Here is an 18140-nt window from a genome sequence, read left to right as displayed (position 1 = left end):
TCGCGTCTTGCGCAAGGTCGCTGTCTGCTGGCAAAGCGGGGTGACGCGGAAGAGGGAGCCCCCGGCATGACCACAGGACAGGAACTCGCGGGCGTGATGCGGTTCATCGACCGCCCCGAATGGGGCAGCCTGTTCGAGGAAGTTCTGACAGAGCATATGGGCTCGGCGCTCGACACCCTGCGCCTCGACTATGACGATCTGGAAACCGCGCTCGGCCCCGATCTGGGGACCGCGCTTTGGGACTGCGCCTTCGAGGATTTCCTGACGCGCGAGATGGGCGAAGACGGCCGCAATCTTGCCGACACCTATCTCAAGAAGCGTGGTTGGAAGGAAAGCCCGCGCGCCAAAGCCTATATCGCGGGCATTCGCACCTCGCGGATGGGCCTTTACGAGCTGAGCGAGGTCGTGCCGGGCGAGTCCTTTTTCGCGCGCGATTGTCTTGCCCGCGGAGAGCCCGTGCAGGTGTTCGAGCGCGGCGCCGAACTGCCGATGCCCCTACAATCGGGGGACCGGATCGCGGCGCGGCTCGTCCGGCTGAACGACCGGGTGGTTCTGGCAAGCGGGCTCCTGCCCTGCCGCGACGAGGTCGCGGCTCGAATTCAGGATCGTTTCGCGGAGCCGGACACCGCGTCCGACCGCGCGCCGGTCACGCCGACGCAGGAGCATTCGGAGGCCGAAAGCCCGGATGCGCTCGCACCTTTCATCACGCATGTCTGGCTGCTCGACATGCTGCCGCGCGTCATCGACCAGCTGCGGACGGCCCGCAACACCGATGACGAAGAACCCCTCCTTCACGAATTCCGCTACCCGCTTGCATCCGGCGCGCGCACGTCGGAAATCGCCGCGCGTCTGAACGCGGCGGAAGGGCTGACCCCGCTTCGCCCCAAGGTCTGGGGCTCGCTCGCAACCGTCACGGACACAGCCACTCCGCTGGAAATCTCGACCGAGATCGACGCCGGGAAGGGGCGGATCGCGCTGTTCCAGATCGCCCTGGAGGAGCGCGTCGTCGTGCTTCTCAGCCAATCGGCGGCACGCGCCGAGCAAGGCGCCGCGCGTCTGGAAGAGGCGCTCGGCGAGGTCCTGCTGGCGCCGACGATCCAGATAGAGCGCCATTATGCCGGCTTAGGAGACATCGAGGGCCTCTCGCCGGAGGACCTGACCGGGCGCGAGCACGGCTTCCTCACGGGCTATTACCGCCGGGCGCTGGACCGGCCCGTGGCCGCCCTGGGCCATCAATCGCCGCGCGCAGCCGCCGCGGGCGGAGACCGGAAGGGGGAATTGGCCGACTGGCTGAAAGGTTTGGAGGCGCATTCGGCCAAGGCTCACGACCCCAAGCAGGCCGCAGCAGCCTTCGATTTCGGCTGGCTCCGCCATGAACTGGGTTTGGACGCGCCGAAAGGCTGAGGGCTTCGAATCGAGGCGATGCCCCGGCGTATGGGGGTGCGGAGGCTCGTTCGTAAAGTCGGGCCAACTCTCGCGCATTAGCCGCCTTCGATTCGGCATTCAGGCCGCCGCGCGACGGATGAGAACCTTGATGAAGGCAGCACCGAAGAGGGAACGATCTTTGCGTCGTTCTGGCTGATGCGGATATCTGGGGCATTCGGATGCAGGCGGTCAGATCGATGGCCTCGGCCGCATTGCATCCGGCGGTGACGTCCGGCTTGATCGATGGTTTGCTTCCAGTCGCTTACAGGCGGCGCCCCTTTCGACCGAGCACCCCCGGAATTGGGGGCCAGTATCAGCGCCCCATCGACCCGATCGAAAGCATGAGGTGCAATCCATGACGCCGGCCCAGTTCGATCGTATGCTGCTTCGGATTATCGGCTCGCTTCTCCTCTGGATTGCGCTCGTGGTGGTGAGCTACCTTTTGTCGACGTGAGAACGGCGGGTCATTGTTCGGATTCGTGCTCTGAAAAGAGGCGCAAGGGCCGTTGGAGGACGTGTGATTCTCGATGCGATCGGGTTGCTTCTGGAATTGCTGCTCTGTGACCCTCGCAGCGGCAGGGATCGGGTCGATTGGCGGATCAGAACGATACAGACGATGCGATGGATCGGGATCGCTCTTCTGATCGCGTTGATAAGTATGGCAGTCCTTTCCGGAACTTATGAATGATCGCCTGCGCCGAGCCGCCTTTGGCTCGAAACCACCCGCACAGGACGGCAAGCGGCGCAGACCGCCATCAGATGCGTCTGATCGCTCCGCCGCGCTGTGACCCGAACGGCGACCCAGACTTTCCGCTTAGAGTCGGGGACAAAACCCTGCGGCGGATTGACCCGAAGGGTTTTGTCCCCGGCTCTTAGTCCAGAAACACCCGCGTCGTCGCGGCCGAGCCCGCTGCGTCCACCACGGAAATCGTGACGAAGCCGGGTTCCCTCGGGCGCCACGTCGCCTGGCGTTCGAACAGGCCCGACAGCGTCGCCCGTCCGTCCACATACCATGTGAAGGGCGGGCGGCCGTTGCGCAGCTTGAGGCTGAGCGCTGCGCCCGAACCCACCCCGTCGCCCAGACCCAGTTCGATATGGGCGGCGTTGGGTGGGAAGAGAATTTCAGGGCCGCCGCCCCGCGTGCCCAGGCCCTTGGACGCGACATGGCGCATCGCGGGGGGCAGGCGGTTGGCGCTGGTCTGGATGCCCGGCGGGGGGCCTGGCAGGCGCACCGGCGGGCCGATCCGCGCGAAGACGTCCCGCATGATGGGCACCGCCACGTCCTGCCCGACGAGGCCCGGCACCGGCGCGCCGTCCGGCCGCCCGACCCAGACGCCCACCACATGCCGCCCGTCATAGGCGAGCGTCCAGGCATCGCGATAGCCGAAGGAGGTGCCGGTCTTGAAAGCCAGCGTGCCGGGTGACGTCTTGGTGGTGGAGGGCGCGCCGGAGAGGATCGAGGCGACATACCAGGCCGCCTGCGAGGACAGGATGCGCTGCCCCGCGTCCAGCTTGCCGGACGCAGCGTCAGGCCCGCCGAACGCGGCGTTCGGCGCGCCGCTGCGCTCGGCCTCGATGCGCAGCGGGCGCGCGACCCCGCCATGCGCCAGCCCTGCATAGAGGCGCACGAGGTCTTCCAGCGAAATGCCGAGGCCCCCCAGGCCGATGGCGAGGCCCGGCAGCGAGCGGTTGCCGAGTTCGAGTTCGGCCCCCGCGCGGCGGATGCGATCCACGAGGCGCGAGGGGCCGACGGCTGCGAGCAGTTCCACGGCGGGTAGGTTGCGCGAGAGTTGCAAGGCGCGCCGCGCCGTTAGCGTTCCCTCGAACCGCCCGTCGAAATTGCCGGGATTGTAGCCCGCGAACGAGGTCGGCCGGTCGTCCATCAGGGATTCGGGATGGGCGACGCCGCGCTCGAAGGCGAGCCCGTAGATCAATGGCTTGAGGGTCGAGCCCGGCGAACGTTCGGCTTTCGTAAGATCGACATAGCCCTGCCGTGCGGCATCGAAGAGATCGGGCGAGCCGATCGTGGCGACGATCTCGCCGCTCATATGATCGGCCACCACGATGGCGAGGCTTTGGGGCTTGGGCAGCCCCGCCACCTTCTCACGCGCATAGGCTTCGAGCCGCGCCTGTAGGCCGGCGTCCAGCGTCAGGCGAAGGCGCTTGCGCCCGTCGCGCGCTTGAAGCGAGCGCTGGCGCGCACCCTCGGCCGCATGGGCGGCCAGGGTTGGCATGGCGAGCCGACGCATCGGCATGGGCTCGCGCTGGCCTCGCTCGGCTTCGCCGGGCGACAGGATGCCGAGCGCGGCCATGCGCGCGAGCACGCGGTCGCGCGCCGCACGCGCCCGCTCGGGATGAAGGTCCGGGCGCAGCCGCTCGGGGCTTTGCGGCAGCGCGACGAGCAGCGCCGCTTCCCCCGCCGTCAGGCGCTTGGGCTCATGGCCGAGCCAGGTGAGGCTCGCCGCGCGCAGGCCTTCGACATTGCCGCCATAGGGCGCGAGCTTGAGATAGAGCGAGAGGATTTCATCCTTCCCGAGCGCGCGCTCCAGCGCCAGCGCGCCGAGCACCTGCCGCCCCTTGGCCGAAAGGCTGCCGGTGGGCAGGCGCTCCACGAGGCGCGCCACCTGCATGGTCAGCGTCGAGCCCCCCGATACGATACGCCCGTGCCGCGCGGATTCCAGAACCGAGCGCCCCAGCGCGATCAGATCCACGCCGCCATGCGTGGCGAAACGCTTGTCTTCCCAGCCCTGCAGCATCTGAAGAAAGCGCGGATCGACATCGCTGACGTCCGCGGCCAGCCGCCAGCGTCCGTCCGAGGCGGCGAAGGCGCGCAGCAGCGTGCCGTCCCGCGCCTCGACCACGAGCCCGGTCTCGGGCTCGCGCAGGCTGGCGGCGCGGCTTGCCACGGCGCGCTCCAGCGCCGCCCAGCCGCCGAGGCCGAGAAGAAGGAGCGCAAGGGCGGCGAGCGCAGCGGCGGGGCGCGAACGGCGGGGGCGCACCGCGCGCACGCCATGAGGCGGCACGGCCTCCGGCGGGGCGGGCTGTGGGTCGCGCCGCCAGAGGCGGCGCATCGGGCGCATGATCCGGCGCATCACACCCGGCCCCGGTGCGAACGCGTCCATCTGGATGACCCGGCCCCGAACGGGACGTGCGGGGCTCGACCGGCGGTAAGGCGGGCGCGCCGCAGGGCCGAAGGCGCGGCAACGCCATCCAAGGCCCCGGCGCGGCACTCAGCCGAGGCGAGGCTGGGTCGCGAGTTTTCCGCCAATCCCACGCGCCTCGCCTCAGCGCGTCGGGCCGACGATCGCGACATGCCCTTCGTCGGTGCGCCCGCGTCGCTCGGGGCGATACATATCCTCGACGGTCGCGGCGGGGTGGACGAAGCTGCCCGGCGAAAGCGCACGCACGATATAGGCAAAGCGCATGGCGGCGGTGGACTTGGCGGCCTTGTCCACCGCGACCAGGAAGCGGTCGGTGCGGAACTCGGTATGAGCGGCCTCGCCGGTCAGTTCCAGAAAGTCGAGCGCGGCAAGATCCCCGCCCTTGAGGATGGCGGGATTGTCGATCGCCATGCCGGCGGGCAGCGGATCGTCGATCATCAGCCGCGCGGCGTTCTCGTCCACCGGCTGCACGTCGAGAACGGCGACGAGCCGGTCGCCTTGCGCGATCGTGGCCGGGTCCGCTTCTTCGCCCGCCAGCGTGTAGTAGGTCCGCTTGATCTCGTAGCCCGAGATCTCGGCCGGGGGCGCGACCTCGGGCACACCGGCCAGCGTGACCGCGACGGAGACCGGGGCCGAGCCACGGTTCTCGATGCGAAGGCCCTTGGCGAGGCCGGCGCTGTCGAGCGTCGAGGAATAGGAGCCCTCGACCGGCGCGCCGTCCACCGCGAGCTTGACCGGCTGCTTGGCGAGCGCGGCATGGGCGGCCAGAAGCGACCAGACGTCTTCTTGCGTCGACGTATAGCGCTTGGTCTCGCGCTCCGTCCCGATCGACTGGATCAGGGGCGTGAGATCGATGCCCTCGATGCCGGTCTCGAGCGCCAGCGTCGCCACCGCCGCTTCGTCTCTGAGCTTGGTGCCATAGTCCTGGCGATTGGGCTGGTCGGCCCCGGACACCGCGCTCGTTGCGGCCAGACGCATCAGGGTCTGCGCGCGCGTTCCATCGCCATAGAAGGAGAGGGCGGCGGCGAGTTGGGCCTTGGCGAGAGGCGTCTCGAAATTCGCCGCCTCGTTGTCGGCGGTGTAGCGCAGATCGCCGATCGCGGCCCGGCCGCTGCGGGCGAGCACGTAATAGGCATAGGCCGCCTTGGACCAATCGGGCCGGTCCGGCAGATAGGCGATCTGGTTGGCGAGATTGTCGAGCGCCAGCGTCAGCCCCTCGCCCGGCACGTCGTAACCCGCCTCCTTGGCGCGGGACAGGAAGTCCGTGACATAGGCGTCCAGCCAAAGATCGCCCGAGCCGGGCGACCAGAGGCCGAAACTGCCCGAGGAGTCCTGATTGGCGAGCACCGAGCGGATCGCCTTGCGCACGCGCTCGGCAACATCGGCCCCACGCGGCAGGCCCGCCTCCAGCGCCGTCTCATCGAGATACAAGAGCGGCAGGGCGCGGCTCGTCAGCTGCTCGGTGCAGCCATAGGGGTAAAGGTCGAGCGCGGCGAGCGTGCCCGCCACGTCGAACCCGCCGAAGCGCGTGACCGACAGCGTGGCGCGGCCGGTGCCCGGCTGGAAGCCGGCGAGAATGTCCGCGCCCAGTTGCAGCGACGCGCCCGCCGCGATCTCGAAGCGGCTTTTCTTGACGTCGCGCGGCTGGATGGAGCGCACCGGCACCGCGAAATTCTTGTGCAGGGTCTCGCCGCCGGGCAGCACCAGCGCAAGCTCCATCGCGCCCTCGCCGGGCGAGAGGGCGGTGACGGGCACGAGAAGACGGGCGCGGCCGTTCTCGGTGAGCGTCAGGTCGGCCTCGGCCTGATCCTCGATCCTGAGGCTGCCGTCACCGCCCGACAGGGCGAGATGCACCGGGCCGGCGGGGCCTTCCACATGGTTCAGATCGATCTGGATGCGCGAGCGGTCGCCGGGGCTGAGGAAGGCGGGGCGGCTGACCTGCGCCACCACGGGATCGCGCACCAGAACGTCGCGGCTGGCTTCGCCCACGCCCGATTTCGACCAGGCGACGACCATGAGCTTCAAGGTGCCGTTGAAATCCGGCACATCCAGCGAGACCTTGGCGCGGCCTTCGGCATCGGCCGTGACCGTGCCGGAGAAGAGCGCGACGAGATCGTCCATCGGCGGCGGGCGCGTGCCGTCCGCTCCGGCGTCGCCGCCCGAGCGCACCGAACCCGGCGCGCCCTGCATCCGGTCGATCAGCCGCGAATAGAGATCGCGAATTTCGACGCCGAGCCGGCGCTGGCCGAAATAATAGCCCTGCGGCGAGGGCGGGGTGAAATGGGTGATGTTGAGAATGCCGACATCCACCGCCGCCAGCGTTAGATAGGCCGTCTCGCCGGGCTGGATATTGGCCACCCGAACATCGACGTCGAGCTTGCCGCGCGGCGCGATGCGCTCGGGCGCGGTGAGCGAAACAGGCAGCGCGCGCTCGCCCGGCTCGACGCCGGCATGGGAGAGACCCAGCGCGCGGCCGGGCATCTGCTTGGCGGGAATGTCCATCGGCCGATACAGGATCGCGGCGACATAGGCGCTCGGCCCCCAATCGCGCGTCACATCCAGCGTGACATCGCCGCCGCCGGCCGGAATGTCGGCGCTGACGGTTTGAACCACGCGCTCGTCCATGATGAGGATCTGGGCCTTGCCGGCAAAGCGGGGTTCGATATGAACCACGGCCTTGTCGCCGACGCTGTAGCGCGGCTTGTCCAGCGAGAGCTTCAGGATATCGGGCGTTTCCATCGACTTCGGGGCGACATACCAGCCGGCCTCGAAGCTCACGGAACTTGGCAGCGACCCGCCCTTGGGATCATTCAGCACCAATTCGTAGCTGCCCCAGCGCACCGGCACGGTGAGGCGCGCGGGCTCGCCGGGTTTGAGGTCGAGCGTGCCGCTGCCGACGCGCTCCTTGCGCTGCGTCGGCTCATAGTTCCAGCGCCCGCTGACGGAGTACCATTGGAAATCCGTCGAGACCTTGTTCAGCACCCACTGGGCGCCCGGCCGCGCGGCGGGTGCGCCATCGGCTCCCAGCGCAATGATGTCGAAACGGCCTTCGCCGTTTTCACCGAGCGCGCCGTCGAAGAGCGGGCGAATGCCGATGCGCGGCTTGTCGCCCTGGAGCGGGCGGATGAGCGAACGCTCCACCGGCCGCCCGCCGGCATCGCTGACGCGCACCTGGATGCTGGCTTCAAGCGGCTTGGTGGTGACGGGCGGCTCGAAGGGGGCGAGCGTGACGGAGGCCTTGCCGTCCTCGGCCGTGGGCTCGCCCTCGAACGGAATGCGGGTCGCGGTCGGCCGGTCGTCTTCCAAGCCGAAGCGGTATCCCTTGAAACCCTCCAGCCCGTCCGTGGCGCTCAGCACCGTTTCGCCGGAAACGGCAAGACCTGCCGCCGGCGCGCCGAAGAGATAGCGCACGTCCAGCGAGAGCGCCGGGGGCGCGGCCGGGTCTATCGGCGCATCGGGCAGGGTAAGGTCGAAGCCGATCTTCTCCGGCTCGAAATCCTCCACGCGCAGGCTGGTGGTGCTAAGCGCCGGCTGCTCCGGGTCGGTATAGAGGCCGACCGTCCAGAGGCCGCGCATCGCGCCGGGGGCAAGGGCCATATCCCAGCTGACGCCGCCCGCATCCTTGGCCTGGAGCACGGTGCGCCGGTCCTCCACCCCATCGGGCCGCTTCACGATGGCGGTGAGGGTGAGATTGTCGGCCGCCACGCCGCGACCGTCGCGCAGAAGCGCGGTGAGATGCGCTGTGTCGCCCGCGCGGTAGATGCCGCGCTCGCTGGTCAGGAACACGTCCAGCGCGCCCGCCGGCTCGCGGCCCTCCACGCCTCGGTCGGTCAGGTCGAAGGGCGATCCGGACATGTCGAGAAAGGAGAAGTCGCCGCCCGCGCCGTTGGCCATCAGAAGCGCCGGCCGGTCGCCGCCCGTGCCCTTGAGAAGGCCGGGCGCGAGGCGGGCATGGCCTGCGGCGTCGGTTTCCACGCTGCCGAGGATTTCGTTGTTGGCGGCGACGAGTTCGAGTTTCACACTCGCCATCGGCTCGGCCGTGCCGAGCGAGCGGGCGAAGACATGGAACCCGTCCGCCCCGGCGAAGCTGGTGAGGCCGATATCGGTCAGCACGAACCATTGCGTGGCGGGCGCCTCGTCGCTGCCGCGCGCGTTCTTGGCTTTCGCCGACAGGATATAGACGCCGGGCTGGCGCTCCTTCAGGAGGGCGCTGACGGGGATGGCGGTCGTGACCTCCGCATTGGCGCTGCGCTGGACATCCACCGCGCCGGTCCAGATTTCCTCGCCGTCCTGCGCCTTCACCTCATCGATCTCGTAGGCGCCGAGCTGCGACAGGAAGCGGCTTGCGCCGATCGTGCGCGCCAAGGCCCGGTCGCCGATGCGCAGCACGCGCGCCTCGATCGTGTCGGTGTTGATCGAGGTGACGGGAATGGTCGCCTCGCCGCCCGCCGGAAGGACATAGGCATTGCCTGAGAGTCGCACGGACGGGTCGCGGTCACGCACATAGACCGAGGCTTCGACATTCTTCTGGAGCGTTTCGCCGCTGGCCGCCGGAATGCCCTTGCGCGCCACGATCCGGTAGCGCGCGCCGTGCTGGACGCCGGAGACGCAGATCTGCGAACCGCTGGCCGAAACCGGTAGCGTGTCGCCCCCCTCCACCCGCACGTAATCGCCCGCTGCTTCGCCCGAGGTCACCGTGGGGCTGAGCGGCTCGGAGAAGTTCAGGCAGATGCGCGGGGCGGCGGCGTTGTTGTCGACGGAATTGCCGGTGATGCGGAACCCATGTTCGGCAAGCGCGGCCTCGAGGCTTTGGCGCGCGGCTGGGCGCTCAGTGATAGCAAGCGCCGCCCGCCAGGTGCGGATCGCCTCGCGCCAGTTCTCGTCGGCCGCGAAACCCTGCGCGGCGAAATCGAGGGCTGCGGTCTTCTCGCGGTCCTGCGTGGCGGTCAGATAGGCGTTGATGGCGGCGGGCTGGCGCGCTTCTGCGGCCGCTTGCGCTTGATCGCTGTCGTCCGTCGCGACCGAAAGGCTGGACAGGGCCAGCCCCAGCCAGGCGCGGGACGAGGCGGGGTCGCGCCGCAGGGCCTCGCGATAAGCCGCCATGGCACTCGCGAAATCCTTGCGCTCCAGCGCGGCGTCGGCTTGGCTCCAGAGCGCCGGGCCTGCGGCGATCGCCTCGTCGCGCGGCTCGTCCTTGAGCGCCAGGCGGAATTGTCTGGCGGCGTCGAGGTCGAGCGCGGTGAGGGGTTTCAACTCGGCGAGACGCCGGCGCTCCTGCGCCTCGTTCGTGGCCGGCGCGGGCGAGGCATCGGCGATGCGCCCGGAGATGACGCCGCGCGCGGCGCGCAATTCTCCCACATCGTCTTTCAGAAAACACCAGCCCTTGGCCGTATTGAAGGTGAAGGCGCGGCATTTGTTGTCGGCAAGGCAGGCGGTTTCGCACAGATTCTGGTCGGCATCCTTCAGGATGTCGTAATCGTGCCCGTAATAATCGGAGCCGGGCGCGGCGACGATGGCGCGCTCGACGCCTTGCGCCCACGCCGAGCCTGGCGCGCTGAGGCCCACAAACCCGCCCAACAGCACGCCTGCCAGAAGTCGCACAGCTCGCATTCTATCCGCTCCCCTCGCGAAAGGCGAGATTAGGGGAAAAGGCCAGCCGCCCGCAAGCGGACCCTACGCTGCCATCCTCTCCGGCCCGAGCGCGACCGAGACGATACGATTTCGCCCTTCCTTCTTGGCTGCGTAGAGGGCGATGTCGGCCGTGCGGACAAGCGCTTCCAACTCGCAGCGATTGTTTGTGCCGAGCGTGGTGGTGACGATTCCCACACTCAACGTCACGCGGTCGGACACGGTGGATTGGGGATGGGCGATCGCCATCTGGTGGAGGCGACCCATCAAGGTCGCGATCCGCGCGTGAGCCAATTCCGCGCCAATACCGGGCAGCAGAATCAGGAACTCCTCGCCACCGATCCGGCCGCAGCGGGCGTTATCCGACGTCTCGAAGTCGAGGAACAGAGTCCCCACCGATCGCAGCGCCTGATCGCCGGCAATATGGCCGAGACTGTCGTTCAACCGCTTGAAATCGTCGATGTCGATCATGGCGACGGACAGGACGCTGTCCGCGGGCGCTTCCCGAAGATGAAGGGCCAAAGCTTCCATCACCGCTTCCCGGTTGCAAAGACCCGTCAATGCGTCGGTATGGGCGATGAAGTGGAGCCGGTCGTGGCTCTCTTTGAGAAGGCCGGCGTTATGCGCTTCCTTCATGCGCAAAAGGGCGACGCGAAGCTGGTTGCCTGTGGAACGCCAACGATACCAGACGAAAGCGCTGCCAATGGCGATGCAATAGCAGGTGAAAAGGAGGCCGGAAGCCAAGTCCACAAGAGGATTGAGGATCTGCCCCGCCAGGAAGCTCAGTACCAGGACGAGCGAGGCCAGAACGGTCCAGAGCGTCGTCAAGGGAAGGAAGGCGACGCCCGTCGACATCCCGAAAAAGCCAATGACGACGAAGCGCTCGAAATGCGCGCCACCGGCCGCCTGCCCGGTCAGGATTGCCGCTGCCATAATCGCGCCGACGAAAAGACAGGTCGATAGTCCCTGCCACACGTTCGAGCCGAACGAGGCCCACGCGCGTAAGGCTATCACGAGAGCGACCGTCGAGAAAAGACCGTGACCCAGCAGGACGGTGCTAATGGCTTCAGGCGCGACCAGATAATCGAGCGGGATCGTCAGCCACATGATAAGGGTTGCGATGTAAAACCATTCCACGGCGACGCGCCGGTGGTCGCTCCAGAGGAGCGAGCGGCATATGGCGTCGAGCGGGGCGGAAAGGCGAGGTGGGCGTGGACCCATCCGGCTTTGGGTCTCGACCTCTGGCCAGAGACCGTGGGCGTCGATCCACTGTGCGGCTTCGTTTAGAAGGAACGGCCCACGCGGGCTTTCGCTCAATCCGGCATCCGATACTGATCCGCTCTGCCTCATGCGTGAGATGCTTTGCTTCGCTCATCGTGGAACACGAGTCCGACCCGGTCGACGCCCATGTTAAACCTTGCAGGCTTAACATTTTGCCGCATCCGACTCGTGCTCGCTCTGGCGGGAGGCGCCCTCGGCCCACCGGCACGCCTTCCTGTCTTTGCGATGCGGCTGCGACGCGCTATCCCGCCCCCATGATGATACGACCCGCCCGCGCCGATGACCGCGCTGCCCTTCTCGCCCTTCTCCAGCCCGTGATCGCTCGAGGGGAAACCTATGCGCTCGACCGCGACATGAGCGCCGAGGCGATCCTGGACTATTGGCTTGGCGCCGAGAAGGATACCTTCGTGGCCGAGTCGGACGGTGTGGTGCTCGGCACCTACTATCTGCGCGCCAACCAGGCCGGCGGCGGGCGGCATGTCGCCAATTGCGGCTATGTCACCTCGGGCGAGGCGACAGGGCGGGGCGTGGCACGCGCCATGTGCCGTCATTCGCTGGATCGTGCCCGCACGCGTGGCTTTCGCGCCATGCAGTTCAACTGCGTCGTCAGCACCAACACGCGCGCCGTCGCCCTTTGGCAGGCCATGGGCTTCGAGATCGTCGGCCGCCTGCCGGGTGCGTTCGAGCATCCCGAACAGGGGCCGGTAGATGCGTTCGTGATGTTCCAGACGCTTTGATCGGTCCGCCGGCGAGGGACCCTTGCCCGGCGTACCCCGGAACCCGGTCCCCCCGGCCGGCGTTGCCTCTTGATACCGCTCGCTGGGCGGGTGCTCCTCGTGCCGCTGTCTGGTGCTTCGGGCGCCGCCCCTGCGGCGTGGTGCGCGAAGGAGACATGCCGATGACGAGTCACAGCCCCGCCTTGATGTCGGCCCGGAGAGGGTCGGCGGGCAGCGCCCTGCACGGGATCGCGCTCAGTTTCCCCGTCGCGCTGTTCAGTCTCGGGCTCGCCTGCGACATCGCCTATCTCCGGACAGCCGAAATCCAGTGGACGAATTTCGCGAGCTGGGCGATCGCCGGGGCGCTCGTCTTCGGCGGCATCGTGCTGGCAGTCGCGCTTCTCGCCTGCCTCGTGCGGATGCGCCGGCCCGGCGGGGCGCGGCGTCTGGCCTATCTCGTGGTGGTCGCCGCGATGTTCGCGCTCGGTCTCGTCAACGCCTTCCATCATGCACGCGACGCCTGGAGTTCGGTTGGCACGGCGGGACTTGCCCTGTCGATCGTGACGACCCTTCTCGCGCTTGGCGCGGCTTGGATGACCTATTCCCGCCCTGCATCCTGGGAGATCGTCCGATGAGCCTGATCCTTCGCACCGGCCTTCTGGGCACGAGCCTTCTCGCCGCCATCGCGCTCGCGGGCTGCGACTCCTCCTCCGACCCCAGCCTCAACCAGACCGGCGCGCAGCCGGACCTGCCGGCGGTGAACGAAACGCTCGTGCCGCCCATGAAGATCGCGACGCCCGCCGGCTGGAACGGGCAGGTGCCCGTGGCCCCGCAGGGCTTCACGGTGTCAGCCTTCGCCTCCGACCTGTCGATCCCCCGCCAGATGCTGGTTCTGCCCAATGGCGACGTGCTGGTGGCGGAGGGGCGCGGCGGCAACGCGCCGGCCATGCGCCCGAAGGACGTGATCGCTGGAATCATCAAGAAGCGCGGCAATTCGAGCGGCAGCGGCGGCAATCGCATCACGCTCTTGCGCGACGGCGACAATGACGGCACGCCGGAGGTGCGAACCACCTTCATCGACAATCTGAACGCGCCCTATGGCCTCGCCTTCGTGGACGGTTCGCTTTACGTGGCCGCTCAGGACGCGCTCCTGCGTTTTCCCTATGAAGAAGGCCAGACCGAAATCTCCGCGCCGGGCGAGGAGGTGACGAAGCTGCCCTCCGCCATCAACCATCACTGGACGAAATCGCTGACGGCGAGCGCCGACGGCACCAAGCTCTATGTCGGCATCGGCTCCAACAGCAATATCGGCGAGCGCGGCATGAACGTGGAGGAAGAGCGTGCCGTGGTCTGGGAGATCGACCGCCGGACGGGCGCGGCGCGCACCATCGCGCGCGGCATCCGCAACCCGACCGCACTCGCCATCGAGCCGACGAGCGGCGCTCTCTGGGCCGTCGTCAACGAGCGCGACGAGTTGGGGCCGCAACTCGTGCCCGACTATCTCACCTCGGTGAAGGACGGAGCCTTCTACGGCTGGCCCTATAGCTACTGGGGCCAGAATCTCGATCCGCGCGTGTCGCCGCAGAAGCCCGAGCTGGTAGCAAAAGCCATCGCGCCGGACTACGCGCTCGGCTCGCATGTCGCGGCCCTCGGCCTGTCCTTTGCACGAGAGGGCGGTTTCGGGGGATCGTTCGCGGACGGCGCCTTCATCGGCGAGCACGGAAGCTGGAACCGGCAGGATCTCTCGGGATACAAAGTCGCCTTCGTGCCCTTCCAGAACGGGCGTCCCTCCGGCGAGCCGGTGGATTTCCTGACCGGCTTCCTGACGGGCGACGGGCAGACGCGCGGCCGCCCGGTCGGGGTCGCGTTCGACCCCACCAGGCGCATTCTGCTGGTCGCCGATGACCTGTCCCACACGATTTGGCGCGTGTCGCAAGGCCCGCAGGCCCAGGCGGCCCTCTCTCCGTGATGAATGTTGAAGGGGCTGGCGATTCCGTTTGCCGGCTCTAGAAACCCGGAGGCGATGCGAGCGCGGAGGGAGGAGCCGCGTATCGCCCACCCTTCGTTACGATGTCAGCTCCAGCCAGACGGCAGGTCTCTTCCCATGAAGCTTTTCGGATCGTCCTCCACTCTTTCCGTTGCCGACCTCGTGACGCACACGCTGGCGGCTGCCGGCGTCGAGCGCATCTGGGGCGTGACGGGCGACAGTCTTAACGCCATCAACGACTCGCTGCGCCGCTTAGGGGCCATCGAGTGGATGCATGTGCGCAACGAGGAAGCCGGGGCTTTCGCGGCCGGGGCTGAGGCGGCGGCCTCCGGTAAGCTCGCCGTCTGCGCGGGAAGCTGCGGGCCGGGCCATCTCCATCTGATCAACGGGCTCTACGACTGCCATCGCAACCGCGTGCCGGTTCTGGCCATCGCCTCGCATATCCCGTCCAGCGAGATCGGCCTCAACTATTTCCAGGAAACGCACCCGACCGATATCTTCCGCGAATGCAGCCATTTCTGCGAGATGGTGCAGGACCCCGCGCAATTGCCCGAGCTTCTGCACCGGGCGATCCGCACCGCGATCGGCGAGCGCGGCGTCGCGGTTCTGGTTCTGCCGGGCGATGTCTCGATGAAGGAGGCCCCGGCCAACGCGCGCGCCGAGATGCCCAGGCTCGCCCGCCCGCGCATCGTGCCGGACGCCCATGAGATGTCCCTGCTGGCCGCCCGGTTGAACGGCTCTGGCGCGGTGACGCTGCTTTGCGGCGCGGGCGTGGAAGGCGCGCATGACGAGGTGGTGGCGCTGGCCGACGCGCTGGCCGCACCCATCGTCCACGCCTATCGCGGCAAGGAATGGATCGAGTGGGACAATCCGTTCGATGTCGGCATGACCGGCCTCATCGGCTTTTCGTCGGGCTATCACGCGATGATGGAGTGCGACACGCTCCTGATGCTCGGCACGGACTTTCCCTATCGCAATTTCTACCCCGAAAAGGCCGAGATCGTTCAGGTCGATCGCGACCCCTCCGCGCTCGGCCGCCGCGCGCAGATCCATCAGGGCATCGTCGGCGATGTGAAGGAAGCCGCCGCGTTGCTTCTGCCGATGATCGAAGGCGGGCGCGACCGAAGCTTCCTGGACAAGGCGCGGGAGCATTACCGTAAGGCGCGCGAAGGGCTGGACGATCTCGCCACCCCGCGCGAGGGCGAGACGCCGCTGCATCCCCAATATGTCGCCGCGCGCATCGATGCCTTGGCGGCCGAGAATGCGATCTTCACCGCCGATGTCGGCACGCCCGCCGTCTGGGCGGCGCGCTATCTCACCATGAACGGCCAGCGCCGGCTGATCGGCTCGTTCAATCATGGCTCCATGGCCAATGCCCTGCCACAGGCGCTCGGCGCGCAATCGGCCTTTTCCGGTCGGCAGGTCGTGTCGCTCTCGGGCGATGGCGGGCTCACCATGCTGATGGGCGATCTTCTGACGGCGGTGCAGATGAAGCTGCCGGTTAAGATCGTCGTCTTCAACAACAGCACCCTCGGCTTCGTGGAAATGGAGCAGAAAGCGGCCGGTTATCTCGACACCAACGTCTCGCTTCAGAATCCCGACTTTGCCGCCATCGCGCGCGAGATGGGCTTTCACGCCGAGCGCGTCACCTCATCGGCCGCGCTCGACGGCGCGCTGAAAGCGGCCTTCGCCCATTCCGGCCCGGCACTTCTGGATGTGGTGACGGATGGCTTGGAGCTCGCCCTGCCGCCCAAGATCAAGGCGCAGCAGGCCGCCGGCTTCAGCCTCTATTCCACCCGCGCCATCATGAACGGGCGCGGCGACGAAGTGGTGGAACTCGCCCGGACCAATCTTCTGCGTTGAGCCGTCCCGGTCTGGCCAAACGATCAGCCGACCATAGATTGGAGGCGGTGAACACGCCGGGCGGGTGGGGACTACGCGTCCGGCGTTTGGCGATGAACGGGCGGCCCGTCGCGCTGTGACGGGATCGAAGAAGGTGGAGACGATGCGAAACTTCTGCCGGGCTGTCGCGGCGTGTTTGGCGCTTGCAGCGGTGGGCAGTCTGGCCGGCTGCAAAGACGAGAGCAAGGGTGCGGCACAGGCCGGTGTGCCCGCAACGACGGCGGACACGGCGGAGCTTGCCAAGTCCAACGCTTATATCACCGCCGCCAATGTCGGCGGCCGGACGTTTGCCGACGCGCTCGACACGTATCAGCAAACGATCGCACCCAAGCTTGCCAAGCAGAAGGCGCTGTCGGACTACGCGGTCGTTCCACCGCTCAAGGTCTCGCAGATCCAGACGCGCCTGCAGACAGCCATCGCCTTGAAAGGATCGATCCCCGAACTCGATCAGGTGGCGCGGGACTTTGCCGCGGCGATCGATGCGTTCGTGCCCGTGAACAACGGCTTGGCCAATTATGCCGAGTCCAAGGGCTTTCTGACCGATGGGGGTGCCAAGGCGCGCGAGGGCGATGCCGCTTACGTGGCTTCCCTGTCACGTGTGGCCGAGGCCGAAACGAAATTCCTCGACCAGATCGAGGCGCGCGACGAACGCTTGGTTCGCGAGGCGTACGAGGCAGCGCCCGAAGGAAGCGTCGAACGATACCGCGCCGGCATCATTCTCTCCGGCAAGAAGGCGATGAACGAGGTCGTGACGGTTTTCGCCGAGCCGTCCAACACCGCAGCGCGCCAGCAGTTTGCCAGCCACCTCGATGACATGGCGGGGATGGTCGAAAAGTGGGATGCGGCCGTGCGTGCGAAAAAGCCCGAGGGCTGCGCGATACTGCAAAGCAGTTTCAACTCGGTGATCGCGGGTGGGCGCAAGGCCGTTCAAAACGCCGAGCAGGGGCGATTCAATCGCGATGCCGGAGCGCCACCGGTGGGCCTTCAGTTCGAGTTCAGCATCCTGCAATCGAACTTCGCCAGTATGATCAACGAACTCAACAGACCCTTCTCCTGCTGATGGTGGGAAGCGTCGCAGAGCCCTGCTTCTCTTCGCGCAGAGAAAGGATCAAAGGCCTCGGCGGCCTCGCGCGCGGTTTGCGCGACATGGCCATTCTCGGCATGCTCACGTGCGTGCCCGTCGGCGCGGCCAGCGCGAGCGAGGCCGATGACTTTGCGTATCTCCGGTTGGAGCAGGTCGAGCGCATCCAGACCGCGATGCTGGATTTCGCGGCGATGGAGCCGCCCATCCTGGAGGTCCGCGACAGTCCGGAGCGCGCGGCGTTGCTGCGGCGAGGTCGAGAGCTTGCCGAGGCGATTTTCGATCCCGTCCGCACGATGGAAGAGATGGCATCTGCCCTCGGTGTCGTACCGACCGACGGGCCGGAACGGATCGACGCCATTGCGGAGCGGATGCACGCGCTGGACATCCGACCTGATGCGCCCGACGCCAGCGTGGGCGCGAGCGAGACGACACGATCCGATAAGGCCCGTATCGACGCCGTCAGCGCAGCCATGGCGAGCCCTGAACTCGTCGCCGAAACCCGCGTGACAGGGCGGCGCATCAAATGGCTTTATAAATCGATCCTCGGTGGACGGCGCGACGAACTGCGCGCGCTGTCAGCGCGGGACGTGGAGGCCGGCATCGCGAGCGTTCTCGCCGACACGCGCGCAGCCGATGGCGAGCCGACGATCCCGCCGCTGCGCGGCGATCTCGCGCGAGAGGCCATGCGTGGGCACCTGCGCACCATCCTCTCGCGTCTTCCGGACGGCGATGTCGCTGCGCTGTCCGATTTCTATACCAGCGAGGCGGGCCGCCAAAAGAAAGCGGCTCTCCTCCATGCCTTCCGCGAGCGCAACGACGCGAACGGGCGGGCGTTCCTGCGCCAGCTGATAGAGGACGCGCGCAACTCACCATGACGCCGTCGATGGCGAGACTCTTTCGGGGCACTCCCCTGTCGACGAGACGCCCGCGCCGAACGGCTTTTCCCGGCGGGCCAG

Annotated in this window: 10 protein-coding genes; 7 read left to right on the top strand and 3 right to left on the bottom strand. The window is 67.6% G+C overall.

Translation table 11 applies throughout. The features are described from left to right. Positions 1–66: 66 nt before the first annotated feature. Positions 67–1404 carry a hypothetical protein gene (locus AUL36_RS06190; RefSeq protein WP_062218998.1) on the top strand — a complete coding sequence of 446 codons (1338 nt, stop codon included), beginning with the start codon at positions 67–69 and terminating at the stop codon, positions 1402–1404. Between the two features lie 893 nt (positions 1405–2297). Here the strand turns inward: AUL36_RS06190 and pbpC are convergent. From pbpC to AUL36_RS06175, 3 genes are all read right to left on the bottom strand, one after another. After that, the gene (gene pbpC, locus AUL36_RS06185; protein WP_244497051.1) at positions 2298–4547 is read right to left on the bottom strand and encodes a penicillin-binding protein 1C; all 2250 of its coding nucleotides are present in this window, start codon (positions 4545–4547) and stop codon (positions 2298–2300) included. Positions 4548–4709: 162 nt separating this feature from the next. Beyond that, the gene (locus AUL36_RS06180) at positions 4710–10196 is read right to left on the bottom strand and encodes an alpha-2-macroglobulin family protein (RefSeq protein WP_062218996.1); all 5487 of its coding nucleotides are present in this window, start codon (positions 10194–10196) and stop codon (positions 4710–4712) included. Between the two features lie 63 nt (positions 10197–10259). Further along, positions 10260–11351, bottom strand: coding sequence for a GGDEF domain-containing protein (locus AUL36_RS06175; protein ID WP_210168845.1), 1092 nt, complete (start codon positions 11349–11351; stop codon positions 10260–10262). A gap of 398 nt (positions 11352–11749) precedes the next feature. Between AUL36_RS06175 and AUL36_RS06170 the strand changes: the two genes are divergently transcribed. The 6 genes from AUL36_RS06170 to AUL36_RS06145 all read left to right on the top strand — a co-directional run bounded on the left by AUL36_RS06170 (position 11750) and on the right by AUL36_RS06145 (position 18059). Then, entirely contained in the window at positions 11750–12232 is a 483-nt protein-coding gene (locus AUL36_RS06170; RefSeq protein WP_062218992.1) for a GNAT family N-acetyltransferase, read from the top strand. A gap of 161 nt (positions 12233–12393) precedes the next feature. Further along, on the top strand, positions 12394–12846 hold the full coding sequence (locus tag AUL36_RS06165; protein ID WP_244497050.1) for a DUF2231 domain-containing protein: 453 nt from the start codon (positions 12394–12396) through the stop codon (positions 12844–12846). Then, the gene (locus AUL36_RS06160) at positions 12843–14180 is read left to right on the top strand and encodes a PQQ-dependent sugar dehydrogenase (RefSeq protein WP_192843795.1); all 1338 of its coding nucleotides are present in this window, start codon (positions 12843–12845) and stop codon (positions 14178–14180) included. Before AUL36_RS06165 ends, AUL36_RS06160 begins: the two co-directional genes overlap by 4 nt. A gap of 135 nt (positions 14181–14315) precedes the next feature. Then, positions 14316–16061, top strand: a complete 1746-nt coding sequence (poxB, locus tag AUL36_RS06155) for a ubiquinone-dependent pyruvate dehydrogenase (RefSeq protein ID WP_062218990.1) — start codon at positions 14316–14318, stop codon at positions 16059–16061. Between the two features lie 142 nt (positions 16062–16203). Next, positions 16204–17160, top strand: coding sequence for a DUF3829 domain-containing protein (locus tag AUL36_RS06150; protein ID WP_082655647.1), 957 nt, complete (start codon positions 16204–16206; stop codon positions 17158–17160). 86 nt (positions 17161–17246) lie between these two features. Continuing rightward, positions 17247–18059 (top strand): hypothetical protein, encoded by an 813-nt coding sequence (locus tag AUL36_RS06145; protein WP_156418282.1) that lies wholly within the window; start codon positions 17247–17249, stop codon positions 18057–18059. Positions 18060–18140 lie beyond the last annotated feature (81 nt).

Origin of the sequence: Aureimonas sp. D3 (genome assembly GCF_001463805.1) — a bacterium.
In the GTDB taxonomy this organism is placed as follows: Bacteria; Pseudomonadota; Alphaproteobacteria; order Rhizobiales; family Rhizobiaceae; genus Aureimonas; species Aureimonas ureilytica_A.
The sequence above is the reverse complement of the archived record's forward strand: the minus strand, read 5'-3'. Positions and strand labels throughout refer to the sequence as shown.